Genomic DNA, 19,859 nt, shown 5'->3' on the forward strand with positions numbered 1-19,859 from the left:
ATGTCCCCTGTCCGTGGTTACTTCCACCCCAAGACGGCGACCGGTTCGTCGTCGCTGATCCCGTCCCCGCCGTGGCGCTACTCCGGCGACCTGCTCACCGTCGAGTACCGCACGGATCCCTCGCGGGTGCGTGAACTGCTGCCCGAGCCACTGGAGTTGGCGGACGAGGACCCCGGCGCGGTCGCGCTGATCTGGGCCGACTGGCAGTCCTGCTCCGGGCCGGGAGAGGAACTGCTGGACCCGGTGCGGGCTCAGTACAAGGAGGCGTTCGCGGTGGTCCGCTGCCAGTACAAGGGGCGGACCTACACCCGCTGCGTCTACATCTGGGTCGACAAGGACTTCGCGATCGCGCGCGGTCTGCACCAGGGCTATCCGAAGAAGCTCGGCTCGATCCATCAGACGCGTCCTCATCCGTACGGTCCCGCTCCGCGGATCGAGGCCGGGGCGCGGTTCGGCGCGACCCTCGCTGCCGCCGACCGACGCCTCGCCCAGGTCGTGGTGACCCTGCGGGAGCCGTCGGAGACGAACGGCTTCGTCAACGGGCATCCCATGGCCCACCACCGCTGGCTGCCGTCGATCGAGAAGGGCAAGGGGCTCGCCCTCGACGAGCTCATCGAGTCCGGCGCGGCTTCCTTCGAGGGCGGGCAACCGTGGGTCGGCGACGCCGAGTTGGAGATCTTCGAGGCGCCTACCGAGGAGCTGGCCCGGCTGGAGATCAGGGAGCCGATCGCCGCGTACTACCGGCAGGTGGGCGTGGTCTGGGACGGCGGCCGGCTGTTGGAGTCCGGCACGTCCGGAGTCGAGTAGCAACCCCGTTACAGCACACAGGACTTGGAGAGTGGACATGACCGAGCACACCCTCACGGTGGCCGGGGTCGCCGTCGACGCCCGGCACTGGATCGGCGGCCGACGCGTCGCCTCCGCCGAGACGTTCACCGACGTCTCACCGATCGACGGCCATACGATCGGCGAGATCGCCCGCGGTACGGCGGTGGAGGTCGCGGCCGCCGTCGCCGCGGCGAAGGCCGCCTTCCCCGCCTGGGCGGGCACCTCCCGCGCCGAACGCGCCCGCATCCTGCACGCCGTCGCCGACGGCGTGGAGAAGCGGATCGAGGAACTGGCCATCGTCGAGACCACCGACAACGGCGCGCTCCTGCGCTCGCACCGCCGGGGTGTGATGCCCAGGGTCGCCCACAACTTCCGCTTCTTCGCGGACTGGCTGCTGACGCTGGACCGCGAGGACTTCGACACCCGCGGTCACTCGAATCACGTCTCGTGGGACCCGGCGGGCCCCAGCGTGCTGATCACTCCGTGGAACGCGCCCTTGATGCTGGCCACCTGGAAGGTCGCCCCGGCTCTGGCGGCGGGGAACACGGTCGTCCTCAAGCCCGCCGAGTGGTCCCCGCTGACCGCCTCCCTGCTGGCCGACATCGCGGCCGAGGCCGGGCTGCCCGCCGGTGTCCTCAACGTCGTCCAGGGCTACGGCTCGGAGATCGGCGACGCCCTCACCTCGCACCCGGACGTGCGCCGGATCAGCTTCACGGGCTCCGTCCCGACCGCCAAGCGGATCGCCGAGTCGGCCGCCGCCAACCTCACTCCGCTCAGTCTCGAACTCGGCGGCAAGTCCCCGCTGTTGGTCTTCGCCGACGCCGACCTCGACCTGGCCGTGGACCTCGCGGTGGAGCAGTACGACAACGCCGGACAGGTCTGCCTCGCGGCCACCCGTCTCCTCGTCGAGGAGTCGATCAGCGAGGAGTTCACCCGCCGGTTCGTGGAGAAGGCCGCAGCGCTCACGCAGGGCGACCCGCGCGAGGAGGCCACCGACATCGGGCCGAACATCCACCCCCGCCAGCTGGAGAAGATCGACGGCTTCGTGCAGCGGGCGCTGGACGCCGGAGCCCGCGCGGTCATCGGCGGACACCGCAAGGACGGCCAGTACTACGAACCGACCCTGCTCGCCGACGTCGCCCAGGACTCGGAGATCGTCCAGGAGGAGGTCTTCGGCCCGGTCCTGACCCTCCAGACCTTCACCGACGAGGAGGAAGCCGTCCGGCTCGCGAACGACACCCGCTTCGGGCTCGCCGCCACGCTCGCCACCGGTGACCCCGCACGCGCCGAACGCGTCACCGCGCAGCTCGTGGCGGGCACGGTCTGGGTCAACTGCTTCTTCGTCCGCGACCTCCAGGCCCCCTTCGGCGGCTCCCGCCACTCCGGCGTCGGCCGCGAGGGAGGCACGTGGAGCTTCGACTTCTACTGCGACCTCAAGAACACCGTCACCGCACCGAACGGATGGCACGACCATGGGTGAGATCGTCGGGGCGGGCCTCCTCGCCCACGTCCCCACCATCGTCCTTCCCGAGGCCGACCGGCTCGAACTCAACGACGGCAAGGAGATCACCCTCGTCACCGGCCTGAGGCAGCTCCGCAAGGAGGTCTTCGAGCGCGACGACTACGACACCGTCGTCGTCCTGGACTCGCACTGGGCGACCACCGTCGAGTTCGTCGTCACCGCCCAGCAGCGCCGCGCCGGTCTCTTCACCTCGGAGGAGCTGCCGCGCGGCATGTGCCGGATGCCCTACGACTTTCCCGGCGATCCCGAACTCGCCCGGAACATAGAGAAGTTCGCGGACGAGCACGGCACCTGGATCACCGCGATCGAGGACGACTACCTGCCGATCTACTACGCGACCATCAACCTCTGGAAGTTCCTGGGGGAGGGGCTGCCCGACAAGCGGTGGGTGACCATCGGCGTCTGCCAGACTGGTGACATGGAGGACCACCTGCGTCTCGGGCGGGCGCTCGCCGACGGCATCGCCGCCACCCCCGGCCGGCGCGTCCTGCTCATCGCCTCCGGCGCCCTCTCGCACACGTTCTGGCCGCTGCGTGAGCTGCGCGACCACGAGTCCAGTGACCCGGTGAACATCTTCACGCCTCAGGCGCGCGCGGCGGACCACGAGCGCATCGACTGGTTCAAGGAGGGCCGGCACGACAAGGTCCTCGACACGATGGACGAGTTCGGGAAGTACAGGCCCGAGGCGAAGTTCTTCCACTACCTGATGATGGCCGGCGCCCTCGGCGAACAGGCCTGCGTTGCCAAGGCCCGTCAGTACGGGGAGTACGAGAACTCGATCGGCACCGGCCAGGTCCACCTCTGGTTCGACCGCCCGGCCGACGGCTGGACCGGCGCCGGCCTGCCCGCGACCCCGTCCCCGCGCACCCCTCACAGCCGTAGCTAGTCGTATCCAGGAGCCCTCATGCCCCAATACCGCCGTATCCTCCTCGCCGGCGCCGCCGTCCAGGTCACCGTCGACGGCGACGAACTCGTCGCCGGGGACGGCCGCCGCGTCAAGACCGAGGAGGCGCAGCACCTGCCCCCGGCGGTCCCCTCGAAGGTGATCGCCGTCCACCTCAACCACCGCAGTCGCGTCGACGAGTTCGGGATCGAACTCCCGGCCACGCCCACCTACTTCCACAAGCCGACCTCCTCCCTCAACTCCCACCAGGGCGCGATCGTCCGCCCCGAGGGCTGCAAGTGGCTCAACTACGAGGGCGAGGTCGCCATCGTCATCGGCAGGACGGCGCGGAACGTCTCCCCGGCCGAGGCGGGGGAGTACATCGCCGGCTACACGATCGCCAACGACTACGGCCTGCACGACTTCCGCGACACCGACGCCGGCTCCATGCTCCGCGTGAAGGGCTCCGACACCCTCTGCCCCCTCGGCCCCGGCCTGGTCACCGACTGGGACTTCCACGGCAAGACCCTGCGGACGTACGTCAACGGCGAGGTCGTCCAGGACGGCTCGACCGACGAGATGCAGTGGGACATGCACTACCTCGTCGCCGACATCGCCCGCACCATCACCCTCCATCCCGGCGACGTCCTGCTCTCCGGCACCCCCGCCAACTCCCGGCCCGTACAGCCCGGCGACGTCGTCGAGGTCGAGGTCGAGGGCCTCGGCAGACTCACCAACCACATCGTCACCGGCCCCACCCCCATCCGCACCGACGTCGGCGCCCAGCCCACCGAGTCCGAGGAAGTGCTGTCCACCGCGCTCGGCGGCGACTGGGAGTTCCGCGGCATCCGCCCGCCCAGGCGCTGATGGCGTCCATGCCCGTTCACCCCGTCGGACTCATGCCCGGTCACGGAAGCGGCCGGGTAGGGTCGCAGCCATGACCGAATCCGCCGAGACTCCTGAAGACGGCAAGCCGCGTCCGCGCATGAACTACGGACAGGGCCGGGAGGCCCTGCTCAACGCCGCCGTGCGGGTCGTGGCGCAGGGCGGGTTGCGCAAGCTCACCTACCGGGCGGTCGCGCAGGAGGCGGGGACCACGCACGGACTGGTCGTCCACCACTTCGGCTCCCGGGACGCGCTGATCGAGGAGGCGCTCGCGCACGCGATCCGCACCTCGCTGAACACCAGCGCTCTGGAGCCCGGCACCGGCGAGGTCGCGGACTTCTCGGTGGGGGTGTCCGACATGGTCACGGCCGATCCCGACATACAGGCCTTCCAGTACGAGCTGCTGCTGGAGTCCCGGCGCCGCCCCGAGCTGCTGCCGCACCTGCGCGCGCTGTACGACGAGTACTTCGACGCCACCGGGCGCGAGCTGACCCGGATGCTGCCCGACGGGGCCGGCCGCCCGCTGACCCGACTGGTCTTCGCCGCCCTGGACGGGCTCGTGCTGCACCAGCTGGTCTTCGGCGAGCCCGAGACCACCGACGCCGCCATCGAGGAGCTGCGCACCCTGCTCCGACTGCTGGCCGCCGCCGGACACGACGCCCCGGAAAGCGCCGTCTGAGCCACTGACCCGCGCATTCCGAGGCCCTGGACGTCCGTCGTCCGGGGCCTCGGCGGTTTCGCAGCGGTTACGGTCCCGCAAGGAAGCGGAAGGCGCCCGAGGATCTCCGCGCAACCCCTTGCCAAACGGATAGTTCCAACCCACTATGAAGCAACTCGTTTGGCCTGAAACGATTCCCTCTTCTCCCTGGCAGGTGATCCGAGTGGACAGTCAGACGGCGGTCGTGAACGAGACCGCGCCCGACGCCTCCACCGCAGGCAAGCTCAAGCCCAACTCGCTCGGCGTTCTGGGCATCCTCTTCTTCGTCCTCTCCGCCCAGGCCCCGCTCACCGGGGTCGCGGGCGCGGTGCCCATCGCCGTGGCCATCGGCAACGGCGCCGGCGCCCCCGCCGCCTATCTGGCGGCCGGTGTGATCACCCTGCTGTTCTCGGTCGGCTTCGTGGCCATGGGCCGGCACGTCGTCGACGCCGGGGCCTTCTACACGTACATCGGCAAGGGCCTCGGTCGGCGCCTCGGGACCGGCAGCGCCGGGATCGCGCTCTTCGCCTACTGTGCGATCCAGGCCGCCATGTACGGCCTGTACGGCGCGACCGTGAGCGGTCTGCTGGGGCAGTACACGGGTGCGGACGTGCCCTGGTGGGCGTGTGCCGTGGTCACCATGGCGATCGTGCAGGTGCTGGGCGCGTCGGGCATCGAGATGGGCGCGAAGGTGCTGGCCGTCTTCGTGCTGGCGGAGTTCAGCATCCTGGCGGTCTTCGCGCTGGTCACCCTCTTCAAGGGCGGCGGGCCCGAGGGGCTCGGCCTCGCCCGGTCGTTCTCCCCGGGCGCGGCCCTGGACGGGGCGCCGGGGGTGGCGCTGATGTTCGCCGTGGCGTCGATGGTGGGCTTCGAGGCCACCGCGATCTACGGCGAGGAGGCGCGCGAGCCTCGCAAGACGGTGCCGCGGGCCACGTATCTGGCCGTCGTCTTCGTCACCGGCTTCTTCGCCTTCGCCTCCTGGATGCTGATCTCGTCGTACGGCGCTTCGAAGGCGACCGCGGCCGCGGGCAAGGCCCTGGAGGGCGGCGACTCGACGGCCTTCGTCTTCGCGCCGATCGCCGACCTGTTCGGCGCCTGGGTCAACGACGTCCTGCCCGTCCTGCTGGCCACCTCCCTGTTCGCAGGCATCCTCGCCTTCCACAACTCCGCCAACCGCTACCTGTTCTCCCTCAGCCGCGACGGGCTGCTGCCCCGCAAGCTGTCGGCGATCAACCGCCGTCACTCGCCCGCCGTGGCCGGGTGGGTCCAGACGGCCGTCGCGGTCCTGCTGGTCGTCCCGTTCGCGCTGGCGGGCAAGGACCCGGTCCTCGCACTGTTCTCCTGGGGCAGCGGGGTGGCCGTCCTGGGCATCATGCTGCTGTACCTGCTCACCTCCCTCTCCGTGGTCGCCTTCTTCCGCCGTGAGCGGCTGGACGCCCGGCCGTGGAACACGCTGATCGCCCCGGCCCTGGGCGCACTCGGCATCGCCGGTGCGATCTGGCTGATCGTGGAGAACTTCACCACGCTCATCGGCGGCGAGCAGAGCACCGCCGTCTGGCTGGAGCTGACCGTCCCGGCGGTCCTGGCCGCGGGAGTGGCCGCGGAGCGGCTCACCCGCGGCAGGACGGCGGCCGGCGGCTGACACGGTGGAGCGGGCGCCGGCTGCCACGGCACGGCGGCCGGCGGCTGCCCCGGTACGGCGGGCGAGGCCGTCAGCCGTACCGAGGCGACCGCCACCGCCGCCCCTCTATCGTTTGGATTCAAATAATCTCTCTGGAGGTCCCCGCATGCTGGACGTCACCCACGAGGAGTGGCAGCGCCGCGCCAAGTCCCTGGACCTGTCCGGCGCCCATCACGTCGACGGCGCCGACGAGGCCGGCGGAGGGGCGGTCTTCGCCGCCGTCTCGCCCCGTGACGGGCAGGCGCTGACCCAGGTCGCCGACGGGGGCGCCGCCGAGGTGGACGCGGCCGTGGCCGCCGCGCGCCGCGCCTTCGACACCGGCCCGTGGCCGCGCCTGGCGCCCGCCGACCGGGGCCGGGCGCTGCTGCGGATGGCCGACGCGCTCCAGGAGCGCCGCGAGGAACTGGCGCTCACCGTCAGCCTGGAGATGGGCAAGCCCATCACCGACGCGTACGAGATCGAACTGCGCGCCGTCATCAACACCTTCCGCTGGTACGGGCAGTCGGCGGACAAGCAGGCCGACGAGTCCCCGCACACCGCCCCGGACGCCCTCGCCCTGGTCACCCGGGAGCCGGCCGGGGTGGTCGGCGCGGTCGTGCCGTGGAACTTCCCGCTGACGTTGGCGGGTTGGAAGGTCGCCCCGGCGCTGGCCGCGGGCTGCACGGTCGTACTGAAGCCGTCGGAGAACTCGCCGCTGTCCGCACTGCTCCTCGGCCGGATCGCGACCGAGGCCGGGCTTCCCCCGGGCGTGCTCAACGTCGTCAACGGCAACGGGCCGGTCGCGGGGCGGGCGTTGGGCCTCCATCCGGACGTCGACGTCCTCGCCTTCACCGGTTCCACCGCCGTCGGCCGCCACTTCCTGCACTACGCCGCCGACTCCAACCTCAAGCGCGTCTGGCTGGAGCTGGGCGGCAAGTCGCCCAACATCGTCCTCCCGGACGCCCCCGACCTGGAGAAGGCCGCCGCCACCGCCGCCTGGGGCGTCTTCTTCAACCAGGGCGAGATGTGCACCGCCCCCTCCCGGCTGCTGGTGCACTCCTCCATCGCCGAGCGCGTCACGGAGACGATCGTCCGGCGCGCCCGCGAACTGCGCATAGGCGACCCGCTCGACCCCGCCACCGAGATGGGCGCCCTGGTCGGCGAGGACCACCTCGAGCGCGTACAGGACCACATCGGCACCGGCCTGGCCGAGGGCGCGCGCCTGCTCACGGGCGGCTCCCGCACCCTCGCCGACTCCGGCGGCAGCTTCCTGGAACCGACCGTCTTCGACCACGTCGACCCCGGCATGCGACTGGCCCGAGAGGAGATCTTCGGCCCGGTGCTGTCCGTGCTCGCCTTCGACGACCTGGACGAGGCGGTGCGGCTGGCCAACGCCACCGAGTACGGCCTCGCCGCCGGCCTGTGGACCTCCGACCTGTCCACCGCCCACAAGGTCTCCCGGGCGTTGCGGGCGGGCACGGTGTGGGTCAACTGCTATGAGGAGGGCGACCTGACCGTCCCCTTCGGCGGCATGAAGCAGTCGGGCAACGGACGGGACAAGTCCGCCCACGCCCTGGAGAAGTACACCGAGCTCAAGACGACCTGGATCCAGCTGTGACCCCCACCCCCGTACGTCCCCTGATCGCCGTCCCGGCCCGGTTCTCCGCTACGACCTCCGCACTCCGTCACTCCGCAGAGGTCAACGCCCGCGCCCTGATCGAGGCCGTCTGGCGGGCCGGCGGCGAACCGGCGGGCATCCACCCCGCATCGGGGGAGGTCACGTCCCGCCTCGCCCGCTTCGACGGCGTCCTGCTCCCCGGCGGCGGCGACCTCGCCCCCCACCGCTACGGCGCGCACGGCGTCCATGCCAGCGTCTACGACGTCGACGACCTCCAGGACGCCTTCGACCTCGAAGTCGCCGGCCGGGCGCTGGACGTGGGCCTGCCCCTGCTGGCGATCTGCCGCGGTCTCCAGGTCGTCAACGTAGCCCTGGGCGGCGCCCTGGAACAGGACATGGGCGGCCCCGAGCGCGAACACCGGCACCTGGTGCACCCGGTGGCGATCCAGCGCGGCACGCTGCTGGAGCAGGCCACCGGTGCGCAGAAGACGGAGGCGTCCTGCTACCACCACCAACGGGTGGACCGCCTGGGCGCGGGACTAGCGGTCAGCGCGCGTGCCGCCGACGGAACCGTGGAGGGACTCGAACTCCCCGGCGCCCAGGGATGGTTCACCGCCGTCCAGTGGCACCCCGAGGACACCGCCCACGAAGACCCCGCCCAGCAGGCTCTCTTCGACGCCCTCGTGCGAGCCGCCCGCGACGGACGCTGACCTCAGCCCTTGGGTCGCCGCCCACTACGGCGCGGCGCCGGCTCGGCGCCGTCGAGGAGCGTCAGGCGACGCTCCTCCCCGTGCTCCTCGACCTGCCGTACGACCTGGCGCAGCCCCTCCGCGACGCCCCGGCACTCCTCGTCGCTGAGCCCCGAGGCGACGAACGCCTCCTCCTCGTTGAACTGCGGGAACAGCCGCTGCATCAGCGCCTCGCCCTCCTCGGTGAGGCTGAGCAGCACCAGCCTGCCGTCGGAGGGGTGACCGGTCCTCCTGACCAGCCCCCGCCCCTCCAGCGTGCGCGACACCCCGGTGAGCGTCCCCTTGGAGATCCCCGCCTCCTCCGCGACATGCCGGGTCTCCGACTCGCCCCAGACCCACACCACCCAGAGCACGACGAACGCCGTCCAGGTCAGATCGGCGCCGCGCAGCACCGAGTTCTCCAGGTGCTGACGGACGGCCGACGCGGCGCGGTAGATGTTGGCGACCACGGCCATCTGCTCGCGGTGGACCGGTATCCCCCCGAGCTTCGCCGCCGCCAGCTTCTCCGCTTCGGTGATGGACCGGTGGCCGGGCACAGGCACGCTCCTTCGATCGTTCGGAGTCAAATTGTACGAGATGGCCGGGCGGCGGATCAGGGGCGCGGGAGCCTGCCTGCGCCGCTGAGGGCGGTGACGGTGTTCTCGGGCCGGGCGAGGGAGCGGGCGGCGAGTCGGAACTGGTCGAGTCCGTCGACGACGGTCCGGCCGACCGGGGTGTGGCCCCAGACGCTGATGCCCTGGTGGGTGCTGGGCTGCCAGGTGGTCTCGTCGATGACGGTCGGGTTCCAGCCCACCTCCCATTCGAAGCCCGAGGGGGTGCGGGCGTAGTAGGACAGCTCCTTGTCGTTGGTGTGCTGGTCGACGGAGAGGGCCATGTCTAAGCCGAGCTCGTGCACGCGTTCGTAGCTGCGGGCGAGGTCGTCGAGGCTGGCCGCCTGGACGTTGAGGTGCTGGACGCGGGTGCGGACCGGGTCGACGGGCAGACGGCAGACGGCAGACGGCGGACGGCGGCGATCGCGATGGAGTGGTGGCGCTCGTTCACGCGCAGGAAGCGGATCTTGAGTTTGACGTCGCTGATCGTCTCGTCGATGCAGTCGGTCGGACGGGCGTCGAAGACGGTGTCGAACCACCGCGCAGGGCGGCCTCCTCGGCGGAGCTCTGGACGAGGGGGACGCCGTGGGAGCGTATCCGGGCCTCGATCCGCTCGAAGGCGTCGTCGTCGACGTGCCATCCGGTGGCCACGACGTCCTCGGCGGGGCCGCGCCGGACCAGGAAGCGGCACTCCTGGTCGTCGAGGTGCCTCGACTCGATGGCGAGGTAGCCGAGGTGGACGGCGCCGAAGACGGACGAGGTGTCGGGCGTGTTCATGGAACTGCTCCAGCGCGGGCTGGTAGAGGAACATCTGCGGCGGATGCCCGTGGCCCCGCGGGGTGGGGCACGCCCTGATGAAGGGCCGGCCGCGCGCGTCGACGAAGTCGAGGGGGCGCTCGGCCGGCGTGTCCGGTGTGAGCCGCTCGGCCAGGCCGATGCGCTGCCAGACCGCATGACCTCCTCGTCGGTGGAGACGGCCCGGGCGCGGGAGTGGACCTCGGCGTCGCGTTCGAGCACGACGACCGGCAGGCCCATCGCCCCCGGCAGGCTCGCCGCGGTGACGCCCGTGGGCCCGTAACCGATCACCGCCACGTCGTAGGTCATGTCTCCGGCTCTGATCTCGCCCACCGGACCACCTCGCTGTCGTCCCTGTCGCGACGTGTTGCGATCGTATTGCTGTAGTGTTCATTCCAATTGGAATGACCGCTACGGTAGTCTGGGTGCAGGACAGGGCCAAGGGCCGGCACGACGGGAAGGGCGCCTCGGATGACCAGGGTGCAGACGCCGCGCAAGAGGCGCGCGAACGGGGTGGAGTCGCGGCAGCGGATCCTCGAGGCCACGGTGGAGATCGCGGGCGAGCGCGGATACGAGGGCACGTCCATCGCGGCGGTCAGCGCCAAGTGCGGACTGCCCGCGAGCTCGATCTACTGGCACTTCAAGGACAAGGACGACCTGATCGCCGCGGTCATCGAACGCAGCTTCGAGACCTGGCTGGCGGCCGTAGAACTGCCGGGGGAAGCGGCGGGCACACCGCTGGAGCGGATCACGGTCATGGCGGCGCACGTGGCGAGGTCCCTGATCGACGCGCCGGACTTCCTGCGCCTGGGCCTGATGCTCGCTCTGGAGCGGCGACCCGCCGAGCCCCGAGGCCGCACGGTGTTCCTCCAGGTCCGTGACATCGCGGGCCAGAAGATCACCGAGATGGCCAGGACCCTCTTCCCCGACCTGGACGAGGACGCCGTACGCATCCTCTCCACCTACGCCGTCGCCGGCGCCGACGGTCTGTTCGTGCACCGGGAGATCCACGGCGACGCCGTCGATCTGGTGGCGATGTTCGAACTGCACGCGCAGCTGGTCCATGACGCGGCGAGCCGCCTGGCGTCGAGCGGCAAGGGATGACCCTGACCGCACCACAGCGCGAGGAAGCCCGTCGGCTGCTGCGCGAGGCCCAGCGGTGCGTGACGCCGATCGACCCGCTGTCGACCCTGCTGCCCGGCCTGGACCCGGCCGACGCCTACGTCGTCCAGCAGGGCAACATCGCCCGGCGCCTGGCCGCCGGGGACTCTGTCGTCGGCCACGAGGTCGGCCTGACCGCGGCCGCGATGCAGCAGCTCCTCGGCGTCGACGAGCCGGACTTCGGTCACCTGCTGGACGACATGGTCCACCGCGACGGCGGTGTCGTCCTGGCGGCCACCGACGCGGTCGCTCCGGCTCTGGAGATCGTCGACAGCCGGATCCGCGACTGGAAGATCACTCTGGCCGAAACGGTCGCCGACAACGCCAGCTCCGCCGGTCTGGTCTGCGGCCCCTGGCCCCCTGGCCGAGGTACCCGACCTCGCCGCCGTCCTCGTGGACCTGGTCGTCGACGGCGAGCGCGTCGCCTCGGGCAGCGGAAAGGAGGTGCTGGGCCATCCGGCCGCCGCGGTCGCCTGGCTGGCCGACACCCTCGCCGCCTTCGGCATCGACCTGGAGCCCGGGCACCTGGTGTCGGTGACCTTCGTCTGACCTCCCACGATCCGCCCGAGGAGCACCCGCATGCCTCCTGCCCCCGCGAGCCGGATCGACGTGCACCAGCACCTCGTCCCCTCCTTCTACCGCGACCTCCTCGCCAAGGCGGGCATCGCCGAAGCCGGCGGCCGGGCCCTGCCCGACTGGAGCCCGCAGGCCGCGCTGGAGCTGATGGACCTGCTGGGCGTCGCCACGGCCTTCGTGTCCGTCTCCACCCCCGGCGCCGGCTTCCTCGCCGACCCGGGCGAGGCCGCCGATCTGGCCCGGCGGCTCAACGACTTCTCCGCGTCCCTCGCCGCCGAACACGCGGGCCGTTTCGGGTACTTCGCCACCCTGCCCATGCCCGATGCCGCCGCCTCCGCCGTCGAGGCCGAGCGGGCCCTGGACGAGCTGGGGGCCGACGGGGTCACCCTGCTCGCCAACAATCAGGGCGTCTACCTCGGCGCGGGCGGCCAGGACGCGCTGTGGCGGCCCCTGAACGACCGCGGCGCCGTCGCGTTCATCCATCCCGCCGACCTTCCGGCGCCGGCCGTCGACGGGATCCCGCCGTTCGCCGCCGACTTCCTCCTCGACACCACCCGGGCCGCCTACCTCCTGGTCCGCAACGGCGTCGTGCGCGCGTACCCGAACATCCGGTTCATCCTCGGCCACGCCGGCGGTTTCGTCCCGTACGCCTCCCACCGCATGGCCGTCGCCATCGCGGCCGACACCGGACGCAGCCCCCTGGACGTGCTGGACGACTTCCGCGGCTTCTACTTCGATACGGCCCTGTCCTCCAGCCCCGCCGCCCTGCCCACCCTGCTCGCCTTCGCCCGCCCCGGACACGTCCTGTTCGGCAGCGACTGGCCGTTCGCCCCCACGCCGGCAGGCCAGTACTTCGCGGGCGGCCTCGACAGCGGCGTCGACCCCGACGTCCTCCAGGCCGTCAACCGCACCAACGCCGAAGCCCTGTTCCCCCGCCTGGCCGCCGCCCCCGTGCGGACTCCGCCTCGTCCGGTCCCGGCACGGCTGCGCCGGGCCGCCCAACGGGCCGCCGCCCGCCTCGTCTTCAAGCTCGTCCAGCCCGGCGCCGACTGATACCCGCCCCTCCCTGCCACGGCGCAGGTCAAGCGCTGGGGAGAACGGCGATCGGCGGTGCTGCCGTTCAGCGTGCGAGCTGCTCGATCGGTTCCGGGACGGTCGCCGGTCGGTGTCGACGGGCGGAGAAGCCGAGCCCGACGGCGCCGATCGACCCGGCGAGCGCGAGTACGCCCATGGCGGCCGCCAGGCTGCCGACGGCGGCGGTGAGCGCGAGCACCACGAGCGGGCAGACGAACTGGCCGATGAAGAAGGAACCCGTCCACAACCCGGTGCCGCGGCCGCGGTCGGCGTACGCGAGCTTGGACATGGCGAGGGTGAGCAGGCTCGGCAGCATGATGCCGCCGCCGAAGCAGTTGATCACGGCGCCGAGGGTCAGGACGACGGGGCCGGGGGCGAGCCAGATCACGGCGAAGCCGAGCGCGCACAGGGCGAAGACGGTGGGCAGCCAGGAGGCCGGGCTGCGACCGGCCTTGGCGAAGACGCCGGCGCCGATCACGGTCGCCGCGCTGGAGGCGGCGATGGCCAGCCCGATCACGCCGGGGTCGGTGACGCCCATGTCGTCGAGGAGGAAGGCCATCTCCACCTGGACCGTGTAGAAGAGGACGGCGCCGAGGACGGTCAGGGCGCAGGTCCCGGCCAGCGGCCGCCAGGGGAAGGGACGTGCCGGCTCGGAGGGCGTGGTGGGGGAGGGGACGGCGGCCCTGTCGGCCGGTCGGGGCCGACGCAGACAGGCGGCCAGGGCGGGGGCGAGCAGCAGGCTCGCGGCGTACGCCCAGAACGGTGTGCGCCAGCCGGCCGACCCGGCCACGCCGCCCAGCACGAAGAAGGCAGTCGCGGAGATCGAGGCGCACATGGTCTGCAGGGCCAGGTAGCGGTCGCGTTGTCTGCCGGAGTAGTAGTCGCCGATCAGGGTGGTGCAGCAGGTCATGATGGCGGCTTCGACGACGCCGACGAGGGCGCGGCTGGCGACGATGGCGGCGAGGGAGTCCAGCCACAGCGGGGCGGTGCCGAGGATCGCGTAGAGCACGGTCGCGACGACGAGCAGGCGTTCGCGGCCGAGCCGGTCGACGACGACGCCGGCGAAGGGCGCCAGCAGCGCCAGGGAGAGGGCGGGGATCGTCAGGGCCATCGGGACCAGCGCGTCGACGCCCGGCACGTCGGCGAAGTGGTCCTGCATCCGCGGCAGGACGGGAGCGATGAGCACCGCGCCCAGGATGGGCAGACAACTGCCCGCCATCAGCAGCGTGATGCGAAGCCGGTGGCCGGGACCGGACACGGTCCGCTCGGACGGGTCGTCCACGAGGGGTGAGGGCGGCGGGGAGGGGAACGCGGGCACGGGTGCAGGCATGCGGGAACTCCACCTGGCGTAGCGGGAAGGGAAGAGGGCGCGGCCACCTGGGGGAGGCCGTGAGGCCGCCCCGAGCGCGGGACGGATGTGGAGCGGGGGCGCCGATGACGGCCGTGGCGTCGCGAAGGTCCGGCTTGCCGGGGGCCTGCGCCGACCCGGCAGCGGTGAGCGGTGCGGCTCCGGCGCCGGGTTGAGACGACTATGGGTCACCGGGCAGGTCCTGCCTAGCCCTCGCCCGATCGAGATCGAAGATGTGGATCATTCATGCCTTGGATGCCGCAAGGCGGGAGTGGCGATACGGCCGGGTCAGCGACCGTACGCCGAAGCGGCGAGCCCCGCTCCCACACGGGCGGCGGTCTCGCGCAGCCACATGTGGGCCGCGTCCTGGGTGTGGACCGGGTGCCACCAGAGAGCTTCCTGTAGAGGCACCGCCTCGTAGGGGGCCTCCATGACGCGTACGGCGGCCACCCCGCTCAGCCGTTCGGCCAGGCGCTGTTGCACGAGGGCGATCCGTCGGGTGCCGGCGACCAGGAAGGGCAGCACCTGGAAGCTGTCGACGGACACCTCGACGCGGGGGTCGACGCCGAGCATGCTCAGCTGCCGCGCGGCGGGCGCGTCGTAGGTGCGCTGGTAGGTGACCCAGGGCAGCCGTGCCAGGTCGTCCATGGTCAGCCGGTCGCCGACCTCGTCATTGGCCTCGGCGACGAGGACGACCCAGCGGTCGGCGAACAGCTCGACGGCGGGGAAACCGCTGATGACGCCGTGCGGCATCAGCAGCCCGTCGGCCGTGCTGAGCAGCGTCTCGGTGTCCTCCGCCACCTCGGTCGGAGGCCGTTGGAAGCGCAGCCGTACCCCTGGGGCCTCGGCGTGCACGGTACGGGCGAGTTCGGCGCCGTACACGGCGATGGCGTAGTCGGAGGCGAGCAGGGTGAACTCGTGCTCCTCGCTGCCCGGCAGGAAGTCGGCCCTGCTGCTGAACACCCGTTCCAGCAGGTCACAGGCGGTGGCCGTGCGCTCGAGCAGGGCGCGGCCGAGGGCGGTGAGTTCGTAGTGTCCGCCGACCCGGGAGAGCAGTTCGTCGTCGAAGTGGCGGCGCAGGCGGGCCAGGGCGGCGCTCATCGCGGGCTGACTGAGCCCGATGCGCTGTCCGGCGCGGGTGACGTTGCGTTCCTCCAGCAGGGCCCGCAGGGACAGGACGAGATTCAGATCGAGGCCGGACAGGTGCACAGCGCCTCCAGAACGAGTCCGCCCGAGCCGCGACACGCACCCGAGCGACATTTGTGCGGTGGATGATCGACATCCAAAGAATCTATTTCCCAGATTACGAGGTGTCGGGCCAGATTAGTCGCACCGCAATCAGGAGGACATTCCCGTGAAACCCGCAGCCTCTTCCGCGTCCTTCTCCGGACCCTTCGCCCTCGGCACTCTCTCCGCCCCTGACCAGGTGCCTTTCCCCGCTCTCGTGATCCCCGGGGAGCGTGTGCTGAACCTTCGCACGGCCCTCGGCGACCCCGCCTCGACGACCCGGGGGATCCTCGAGCACTGGGACGAGACGCTGCCCCGTCTGCGGACGCTGGCGGCGGACCCGACCGGCGCCTGGCAGCCTCTCGACGGCCTGCAGGTGTACGCCCCCGTCGAGCCCCGCCAGGTCTTCCAGTCCGGCGCCAACTACCGGCAGCACGTGATCGATCTGGAGGTCGCCCACCGCCCGCCCGACGACCCGCGCACGGTGGAGGAGGCGCGGGCGGAGATCGCGGAGGTCATGGACCGCAGGGCGGCGGACGATCTGCCGTACGTGTTCATCGGCCTGCCGAGCGCCGTCACCGGCCCGTACGACGACGTGGTGCTGCCCGCATGGGCCGAACAGCCGGACTGGGAGCTGGAGTTGGCTGCCGTCATCGCCAGGCCCGCATACCGGGTGACGGTCGAGGAGGCGTCGGCGCACATCGCCGGGTACACCATCGCCAACGACCTCACCGACCGCGCCACCGTCTTCCGCCGGGACATGAAGGCCATCGGCACCGACTGGCTGCGCAGCAAGAACGCGCCCGGCTTCACCCCGCTCGGCCCGTGGATCGTGCCGGCGGAGTCGGTAGCGGACCCGTCCGATCTGAGGGTCACGCTGAAGCTGAACGGCGAGACCATGCAGGACGAGTCCACCAAGGACATGCTCTTCGGCATCGCACGGCTGGTGTCGTACGCCTCGCAGACCGCCCGACTCCTCCCCGGCGACCTCGTGTTGACGGGCAGCCCGGCCGGCAACGGCATGCACTGGGGGCGGTTGCTGCGGGGCGGCGACGTCATGGAGGGCTCGATCACCGGGCTCGGCGCCCAGCGCACCCGCTGCGTCGCGGAGGCCTCCTGATGACTCTCGACCGCACCGACCCCGAGGGCGCGATCGCCGAAGCCGCCAAGTCCTGGTCGAACTGGGGCCGTTGGGGTGAGGACGACGTGCTCGGCACCCTCAACTTCCTCGACGAGGCCAAGCGCCGTGCGGGAGCCGCGCTCGTACGGCGCGGGGCCAGCTTCTCGCTGTCGCAGCGGTTCGACATGAACGGCCCGCAGAAGGGCTGGCGCCGCCGCACCAACCCCGTGCACACCATGCTCGACACGGGCACGGACGCGGCGCTGGGCAACCAGGGCTTCCCGCACGGCATCGGCGGCGCGGACGACGTGATCGCGATGCCGTTGCAGTGCTCCACCCAGTGGGACGGCCTCGGTCACATCTTCGACCACGGCAGGGCGTGGAACGGGCGGGCGGCCGAGAAGGTCGTCACCTCGGACGGCGACCTCGTCACCGGCATCGAGCACATGGCGCCGTACGTCGCCGGGCGTGGAGTCCTCCTCGACGTCGGCCGTGCGGCGGGCGACGAACGCGGTGAGCTGCCGGACGGTTTCGCGATCACCGAGGAACATCTGACCGCGACCGCCGAGGCGCACGGCGTGACGGTCGGCCGCGGGGACATCGTCGTCGTGCGGACGGGCCGGCTGGCGCGCGCCCGCCGCGAGGGCTGGGGCGACTACGCGGGCGGCGACTCGCCCGGCCTGTCCTTCACCACGGCCGGCTGGCTGCACCGCACCGAGATCGCCGCGATCGCCACCGACACCTGGGGCTTCGAAGTCCGGCCCAACGAGTTCGACGAAGCCTTCCAACCGCTGCACCAGGTCGCCATTCCCCACCTGGGCCTGCTCATAGGCGAGATGTGGGATCCCGAGGCGCTCGCCGCCGACTGCGCGGCCGACGGCGTGCACGAGTTCTGGCTCACCGCCGCCCCCCTTCCCATCACCGGAGCCGTCGGCTCCCCTGTCAACCCGGTCGCCGTCAAGTGACCGGCGGAACAAGGAAGTCCCCCATGTCCGACACCCGCACGGTCCTCGTCATCGGCGGCGGCGCCTCAGGCAACGCCGTCACCGTCCTGCTGCGCCGCGCCGGCCTCGCCGTCGACCTGATCGAGGCCAGACCCGACTGGAACGCCACCACCGGCTCGGGCATCACCCTCCAGGGCAACGCCCTGCGCGTCCTGCGCGAGTTGGGCGTGTGGGAGCAGGTGGCGGCCTCCGGGTTCGCCTACGGCTCGCTGGGGGTGACCGCCCCCGACGGCGCCCTGCTGTTCGTCAAGGAGGACATGAGGACCGGCGGCGACGACCTGCCCGCCACCCTCGGCCTGCAACGCCCGCAACTGCAGCGGATCCTGATCGACGCGGTCCGCGCCTGCGGCGCCACCGTGCGTCTCGGCACCACCGCCGAGACGCTGAAGCAGGACGCGGACGGTGTCTCCGTCCGGTTCAGCGACGGCGCCGAGGGCCGCTACGACCTGGTCATCGCCGCCGACGGCGTCAGCTCCCGGACCCGCGCCGAGATCGGCATCGCCGACCGGTCCGAGCCCGTCGGCATGGCCATCTGGCGCACCCCGGCCCCGCGCCCCGAGCGCGTCACCCGCACGGACCTCACCTACGGCGGCCCGGCCTACATCGCGGGCTACACCCCCACCGGCGAGCACACCCTCTACGCCTACGTGGTGGAGGCCTGCCGCGACCGCAGGACCATCGACCCGTCCGCCTACGCGGACGAGATGCGCCGGCTCGCCGAGCAGTACGGCGGCGTCTGGCCCGAGATCACCCAGCACATCACCGACCCGGACCAGGTCAACTACACCTGGTTCGACCGCCTGCTGGTCGAGGGCTCCTGGCACCGCGGCCGGGTCGTGCTCATCGGCGACGCCGCGCACTGCTGCCCGCCCACCTTCGCCCAGGGCGCGGCCATGTCCCTGGAGGACGCCTCGGTCCTGACCGAACTGCTCACCAGCGGCCGGCCATGGGACGACGACCTGTTCCAGGCCTACTACGAGCGCCGCATCCCGCGCGTGCGGACCGTCGTCGAGGCGTCCGTACAGCTCTGCCAGTGGCAGCTGGACGGGGTGCGCGACGCCGACGTGCCCGGACTGATCGGCCGCACCATGACCGTTCTCCGGGAGCTGCCGTGACGCCCCCCACCGTCCCCACCGTCGACGTCCACGCCCACGTCCTGCTGCCCCAGGTCGAGGAACTCGTGGCCGGCCTTCCCGGTCTGGCCGAGGCCCGGGCGCTGGACGCCCGGCGCAACGGCCCCGCCTCCCTGGCCGTCAGCGGCCCCATGGTGCGCGAGCGCATCCCGAAGCTGACCGACGTCGGTGTGCGGCTGGCCGCGATGGACGCGCAGGGCGTGGACGTCCAGCTGGTCAGCCCCTCCCCGTCGCACTACCACTACTGGACGGACGAGGAGACGGCCGAGAAACTGCACCGGCTGGCCAATGAGGCGACGGCCGCGCACTGCGCCCAGGCGCCCGACCGGCTGCTCGGGCTCGGGCTCGTCCCCCTCCAACACCCGGACCTGGCCGTGCGCGCCCTCGAACACGCCCTGGACCAGGGCCTGTCAGGCGTCGAGATCTCCAGCCACGCTCCGGGGCGCGAGCTGTCCGACCCGGCGTACGAACCCTTCTGGACACGCGCCGAGCAGACGGGCGCGATCCTCTTCCTGCACCCCTTCGGCTGCACGCTCGACGAGCGGCTGGACCAGTGGTACCTGTCCAACACCGTCGGCCAGCCCACCGAGAACGCGGTCGCGCTGTCCCACCTCGTCTTCTCCGGGGTACTGGACCGCCACCCCGGACTGAAGCTGATCGCCGCGCACGGCGGCGGCTATCTGCCCACCCACCTCGGGCGCTCCGACCACGCCTGGTCCGCCCGCTCCGACGCCGGCGCGGGCTGCGCCCACCTGCCCAGCAGCTATCTGCGGCGTCTGTACTTCGACTCCCTGGTCCACGACCCGCACGTACTGCGGGAGTTGATCCGCGTGGCCGGCGCCGACCGGGTCCTGCTCGGCTCCGACTTCCCCTTCGACATGGGCGCCGAGAACCCGGTCGGCGCGCTCCGTGCCGCGCGGCTCTCGGATGCCGACTTCCACGCCGTCCGGGGCGGCAACGCCGCCGCCCTCCTCCGGAAGGACTGACAC

18 protein-coding genes and 2 pseudogenes are annotated in these 19,859 nt (G+C 71.8%); 15 read left to right on the forward strand and 5 right to left on the reverse strand.

Translation table 11 applies throughout. The features are described 5' to 3' along the window. The 8 genes from OG562_RS43810 to OG562_RS43845 all read left to right on the forward strand — a co-directional run bounded on the left by OG562_RS43810 (position 1) and on the right by OG562_RS43845 (position 8,803). The gene (locus OG562_RS43810; protein ID WP_266408219.1) at positions 1 to 807 is read left to right on the forward strand and encodes an acetoacetate decarboxylase family protein; all 807 of its coding nucleotides are present in this window, start codon (positions 1 to 3) and stop codon (positions 805 to 807) included. A gap of 37 nt (positions 808 to 844) precedes the next feature. Beyond that, positions 845 to 2,308: an aldehyde dehydrogenase gene (locus OG562_RS43815; RefSeq protein WP_266408221.1), complete on the forward strand. Its 1,464-nt coding sequence runs from the start codon at positions 845 to 847 to the stop codon at positions 2,306 to 2,308. Continuing rightward, a complete protein-coding gene (locus OG562_RS43820; RefSeq protein WP_266408223.1) occupies positions 2,301 to 3,236 on the forward strand; it encodes a 3,4-dihydroxyphenylacetate 2,3-dioxygenase in 936 nt (311 codons plus the stop codon). Before OG562_RS43815 ends, OG562_RS43820 begins: the two co-directional genes overlap by 8 nt. An 18-nt stretch (positions 3,237 to 3,254) precedes the next feature. Further along, a complete protein-coding gene (locus OG562_RS43825; protein ID WP_266408224.1) occupies positions 3,255 to 4,100 on the forward strand; it encodes a fumarylacetoacetate hydrolase family protein in 846 nt (281 codons plus the stop codon). Between the two features lie 70 nt (positions 4,101 to 4,170). Next, positions 4,171 to 4,797, forward strand: coding sequence for a TetR/AcrR family transcriptional regulator (locus OG562_RS43830; protein WP_266408226.1), 627 nt, complete (start codon positions 4,171 to 4,173; stop codon positions 4,795 to 4,797). Between the two features lie 202 nt (positions 4,798 to 4,999). Continuing rightward, a complete protein-coding gene (locus OG562_RS43835; RefSeq protein ID WP_266408228.1) occupies positions 5,000 to 6,457 on the forward strand; it encodes an APC family permease in 1,458 nt (485 codons plus the stop codon). Positions 6,458 to 6,602: 145 nt separating this feature from the next. Further along, positions 6,603 to 8,093 carry an aldehyde dehydrogenase gene (locus OG562_RS43840; RefSeq protein WP_266408231.1) on the forward strand — a complete coding sequence of 497 codons (1,491 nt, stop codon included), beginning with the start codon at positions 6,603 to 6,605 and terminating at the stop codon, positions 8,091 to 8,093. After that, the gene (locus OG562_RS43845) at positions 8,090 to 8,803 is read left to right on the forward strand and encodes a gamma-glutamyl-gamma-aminobutyrate hydrolase family protein (RefSeq protein WP_266408233.1); all 714 of its coding nucleotides are present in this window, start codon (positions 8,090 to 8,092) and stop codon (positions 8,801 to 8,803) included. Before OG562_RS43840 ends, OG562_RS43845 begins: the two co-directional genes overlap by 4 nt. Before the next feature lie 2 nt (positions 8,804 to 8,805). On the opposite strand, the gene OG562_RS43850 is transcribed toward OG562_RS43845, so the two are convergent. From OG562_RS43850 to OG562_RS43860, 3 genes and pseudogenes are all read right to left on the reverse strand, one after another. Continuing rightward, on the reverse strand, positions 8,806 to 9,378 hold the full coding sequence (locus OG562_RS43850; RefSeq protein WP_266408234.1) for a MarR family winged helix-turn-helix transcriptional regulator: 573 nt from the start codon (positions 9,376 to 9,378) through the stop codon (positions 8,806 to 8,808). A 56-nt stretch (positions 9,379 to 9,434) separates the two neighbouring features. Then, positions 9,435 to 10,209 (reverse strand): annotated as a pseudogene (locus tag OG562_RS43855) (VOC family protein). 4 nt (positions 10,210 to 10,213) lie between these two features. Continuing rightward, positions 10,214 to 10,536, reverse strand: a pseudogene (locus OG562_RS43860) (FAD-dependent monooxygenase); the annotation flags it as partial. A 162-nt stretch (positions 10,537 to 10,698) separates the two neighbouring features. Between OG562_RS43860 and OG562_RS43865 the strand changes: the two are divergent. The 3 genes from OG562_RS43865 to OG562_RS43875 all read left to right on the forward strand — a co-directional run bounded on the left by OG562_RS43865 (position 10,699) and on the right by OG562_RS43875 (position 13,017). Next, positions 10,699 to 11,331 carry a TetR/AcrR family transcriptional regulator gene (locus OG562_RS43865; RefSeq protein ID WP_266408238.1) on the forward strand — a complete coding sequence of 211 codons (633 nt, stop codon included), beginning with the start codon at positions 10,699 to 10,701 and terminating at the stop codon, positions 11,329 to 11,331. A 450-nt stretch (positions 11,332 to 11,781) separates the two neighbouring features. After that, positions 11,782 to 11,937, forward strand: coding sequence for a hypothetical protein (locus OG562_RS43870; protein WP_266408240.1), 156 nt, complete (start codon positions 11,782 to 11,784; stop codon positions 11,935 to 11,937). A 30-nt stretch (positions 11,938 to 11,967) separates the two neighbouring features. Next, the gene (locus tag OG562_RS43875) at positions 11,968 to 13,017 is read left to right on the forward strand and encodes an amidohydrolase family protein (RefSeq protein WP_266408242.1); all 1,050 of its coding nucleotides are present in this window, start codon (positions 11,968 to 11,970) and stop codon (positions 13,015 to 13,017) included. A gap of 67 nt (positions 13,018 to 13,084) precedes the next feature. Here OG562_RS43875 and OG562_RS43880 read toward each other — a convergent pair whose 3' ends face one another. Together OG562_RS43880 and OG562_RS43885 are read right to left on the reverse strand one after the other, a co-directional pair. Beyond that, positions 13,085 to 14,368: an MFS transporter gene (locus OG562_RS43880; RefSeq protein ID WP_266408243.1), complete on the reverse strand. Its 1,284-nt coding sequence runs from the start codon at positions 14,366 to 14,368 to the stop codon at positions 13,085 to 13,087. A gap of 306 nt (positions 14,369 to 14,674) precedes the next feature. Beyond that, complete coding sequence (locus tag OG562_RS43885) at positions 14,675 to 15,595, reverse strand: LysR family transcriptional regulator (protein ID WP_266408246.1); 921 nt, start codon at positions 15,593 to 15,595, stop codon at positions 14,675 to 14,677. Positions 15,596 to 15,740: 145 nt separating this feature from the next. On the opposite strand from OG562_RS43885, the gene OG562_RS43890 reads away from it, so the two are divergent. The 4 genes from OG562_RS43890 to OG562_RS43905 are packed head-to-tail and all read left to right on the forward strand — an operon-like array spanning position 15,741 to position 19,856. After that, positions 15,741 to 16,733 carry a fumarylacetoacetate hydrolase family protein gene (locus OG562_RS43890; protein ID WP_266408250.1) on the forward strand — a complete coding sequence of 331 codons (993 nt, stop codon included), beginning with the start codon at positions 15,741 to 15,743 and terminating at the stop codon, positions 16,731 to 16,733. Next, positions 16,733 to 17,698 (forward strand): cyclase family protein, encoded by a 966-nt coding sequence (locus tag OG562_RS43895; RefSeq protein WP_266408252.1) that lies wholly within the window; start codon positions 16,733 to 16,735, stop codon positions 17,696 to 17,698. Before OG562_RS43890 ends, OG562_RS43895 begins: the two co-directional genes overlap by 1 nt. A 23-nt stretch (positions 17,699 to 17,721) precedes the next feature. Continuing rightward, positions 17,722 to 18,852 carry an FAD-dependent oxidoreductase gene (locus OG562_RS43900; RefSeq protein ID WP_266408255.1) on the forward strand — a complete coding sequence of 377 codons (1,131 nt, stop codon included), beginning with the start codon at positions 17,722 to 17,724 and terminating at the stop codon, positions 18,850 to 18,852. After that, entirely contained in the window at positions 18,849 to 19,856 is a 1,008-nt protein-coding gene (locus OG562_RS43905; protein WP_266408257.1) for an amidohydrolase family protein, read from the forward strand. The genes OG562_RS43900 and OG562_RS43905 overlap by 4 nt, the downstream gene beginning before the upstream one ends. Positions 19,857 to 19,859: the final 3 nt, after the last annotated feature.

It is taken from the genome of Streptomyces sp. NBC_01275, assembly GCF_026340655.1.
Lineage (GTDB): Bacteria > Actinomycetota > Actinomycetes > Streptomycetales > Streptomycetaceae > Streptomyces.

Coding starts and splice junctions, on each gene's coding strand:
- OG562_RS43895 (WP_266408252.1), top strand. CDS start 16,733: ATGACTCTCGACCGCACCGACCCCGAGGGCGCGATCGCCGAAGCCGCC.
- OG562_RS43810 (WP_266408219.1), top strand. CDS start 1: ATGTCCCCTGTCCGTGGTTACTTCCACCCCAAGACGGCGACCGGTTCG.
- OG562_RS43865 (WP_266408238.1), top strand. CDS start 10,699: ATGACCAGGGTGCAGACGCCGCGCAAGAGGCGCGCGAACGGGGTGGAG.
- OG562_RS43880 (WP_266408243.1), bottom strand. CDS start 14,368: ATGCCTGCACCCGTGCCCGCGTTCCCCTCCCCGCCGCCCTCACCCCTC.
- OG562_RS43900 (WP_266408255.1), top strand. CDS start 17,722: ATGTCCGACACCCGCACGGTCCTCGTCATCGGCGGCGGCGCCTCAGGC.
- OG562_RS43815 (WP_266408221.1), top strand. CDS start 845: ATGACCGAGCACACCCTCACGGTGGCCGGGGTCGCCGTCGACGCCCGG.
- OG562_RS43875 (WP_266408242.1), top strand. CDS start 11,968: ATGCCTCCTGCCCCCGCGAGCCGGATCGACGTGCACCAGCACCTCGTC.
- OG562_RS43825 (WP_266408224.1), top strand. CDS start 3,255: ATGCCCCAATACCGCCGTATCCTCCTCGCCGGCGCCGCCGTCCAGGTC.
- OG562_RS43820 (WP_266408223.1), top strand. CDS start 2,301: ATGGGTGAGATCGTCGGGGCGGGCCTCCTCGCCCACGTCCCCACCATC.
- OG562_RS43840 (WP_266408231.1), top strand. CDS start 6,603: ATGCTGGACGTCACCCACGAGGAGTGGCAGCGCCGCGCCAAGTCCCTG.
- OG562_RS43830 (WP_266408226.1), top strand. CDS start 4,171: ATGACCGAATCCGCCGAGACTCCTGAAGACGGCAAGCCGCGTCCGCGC.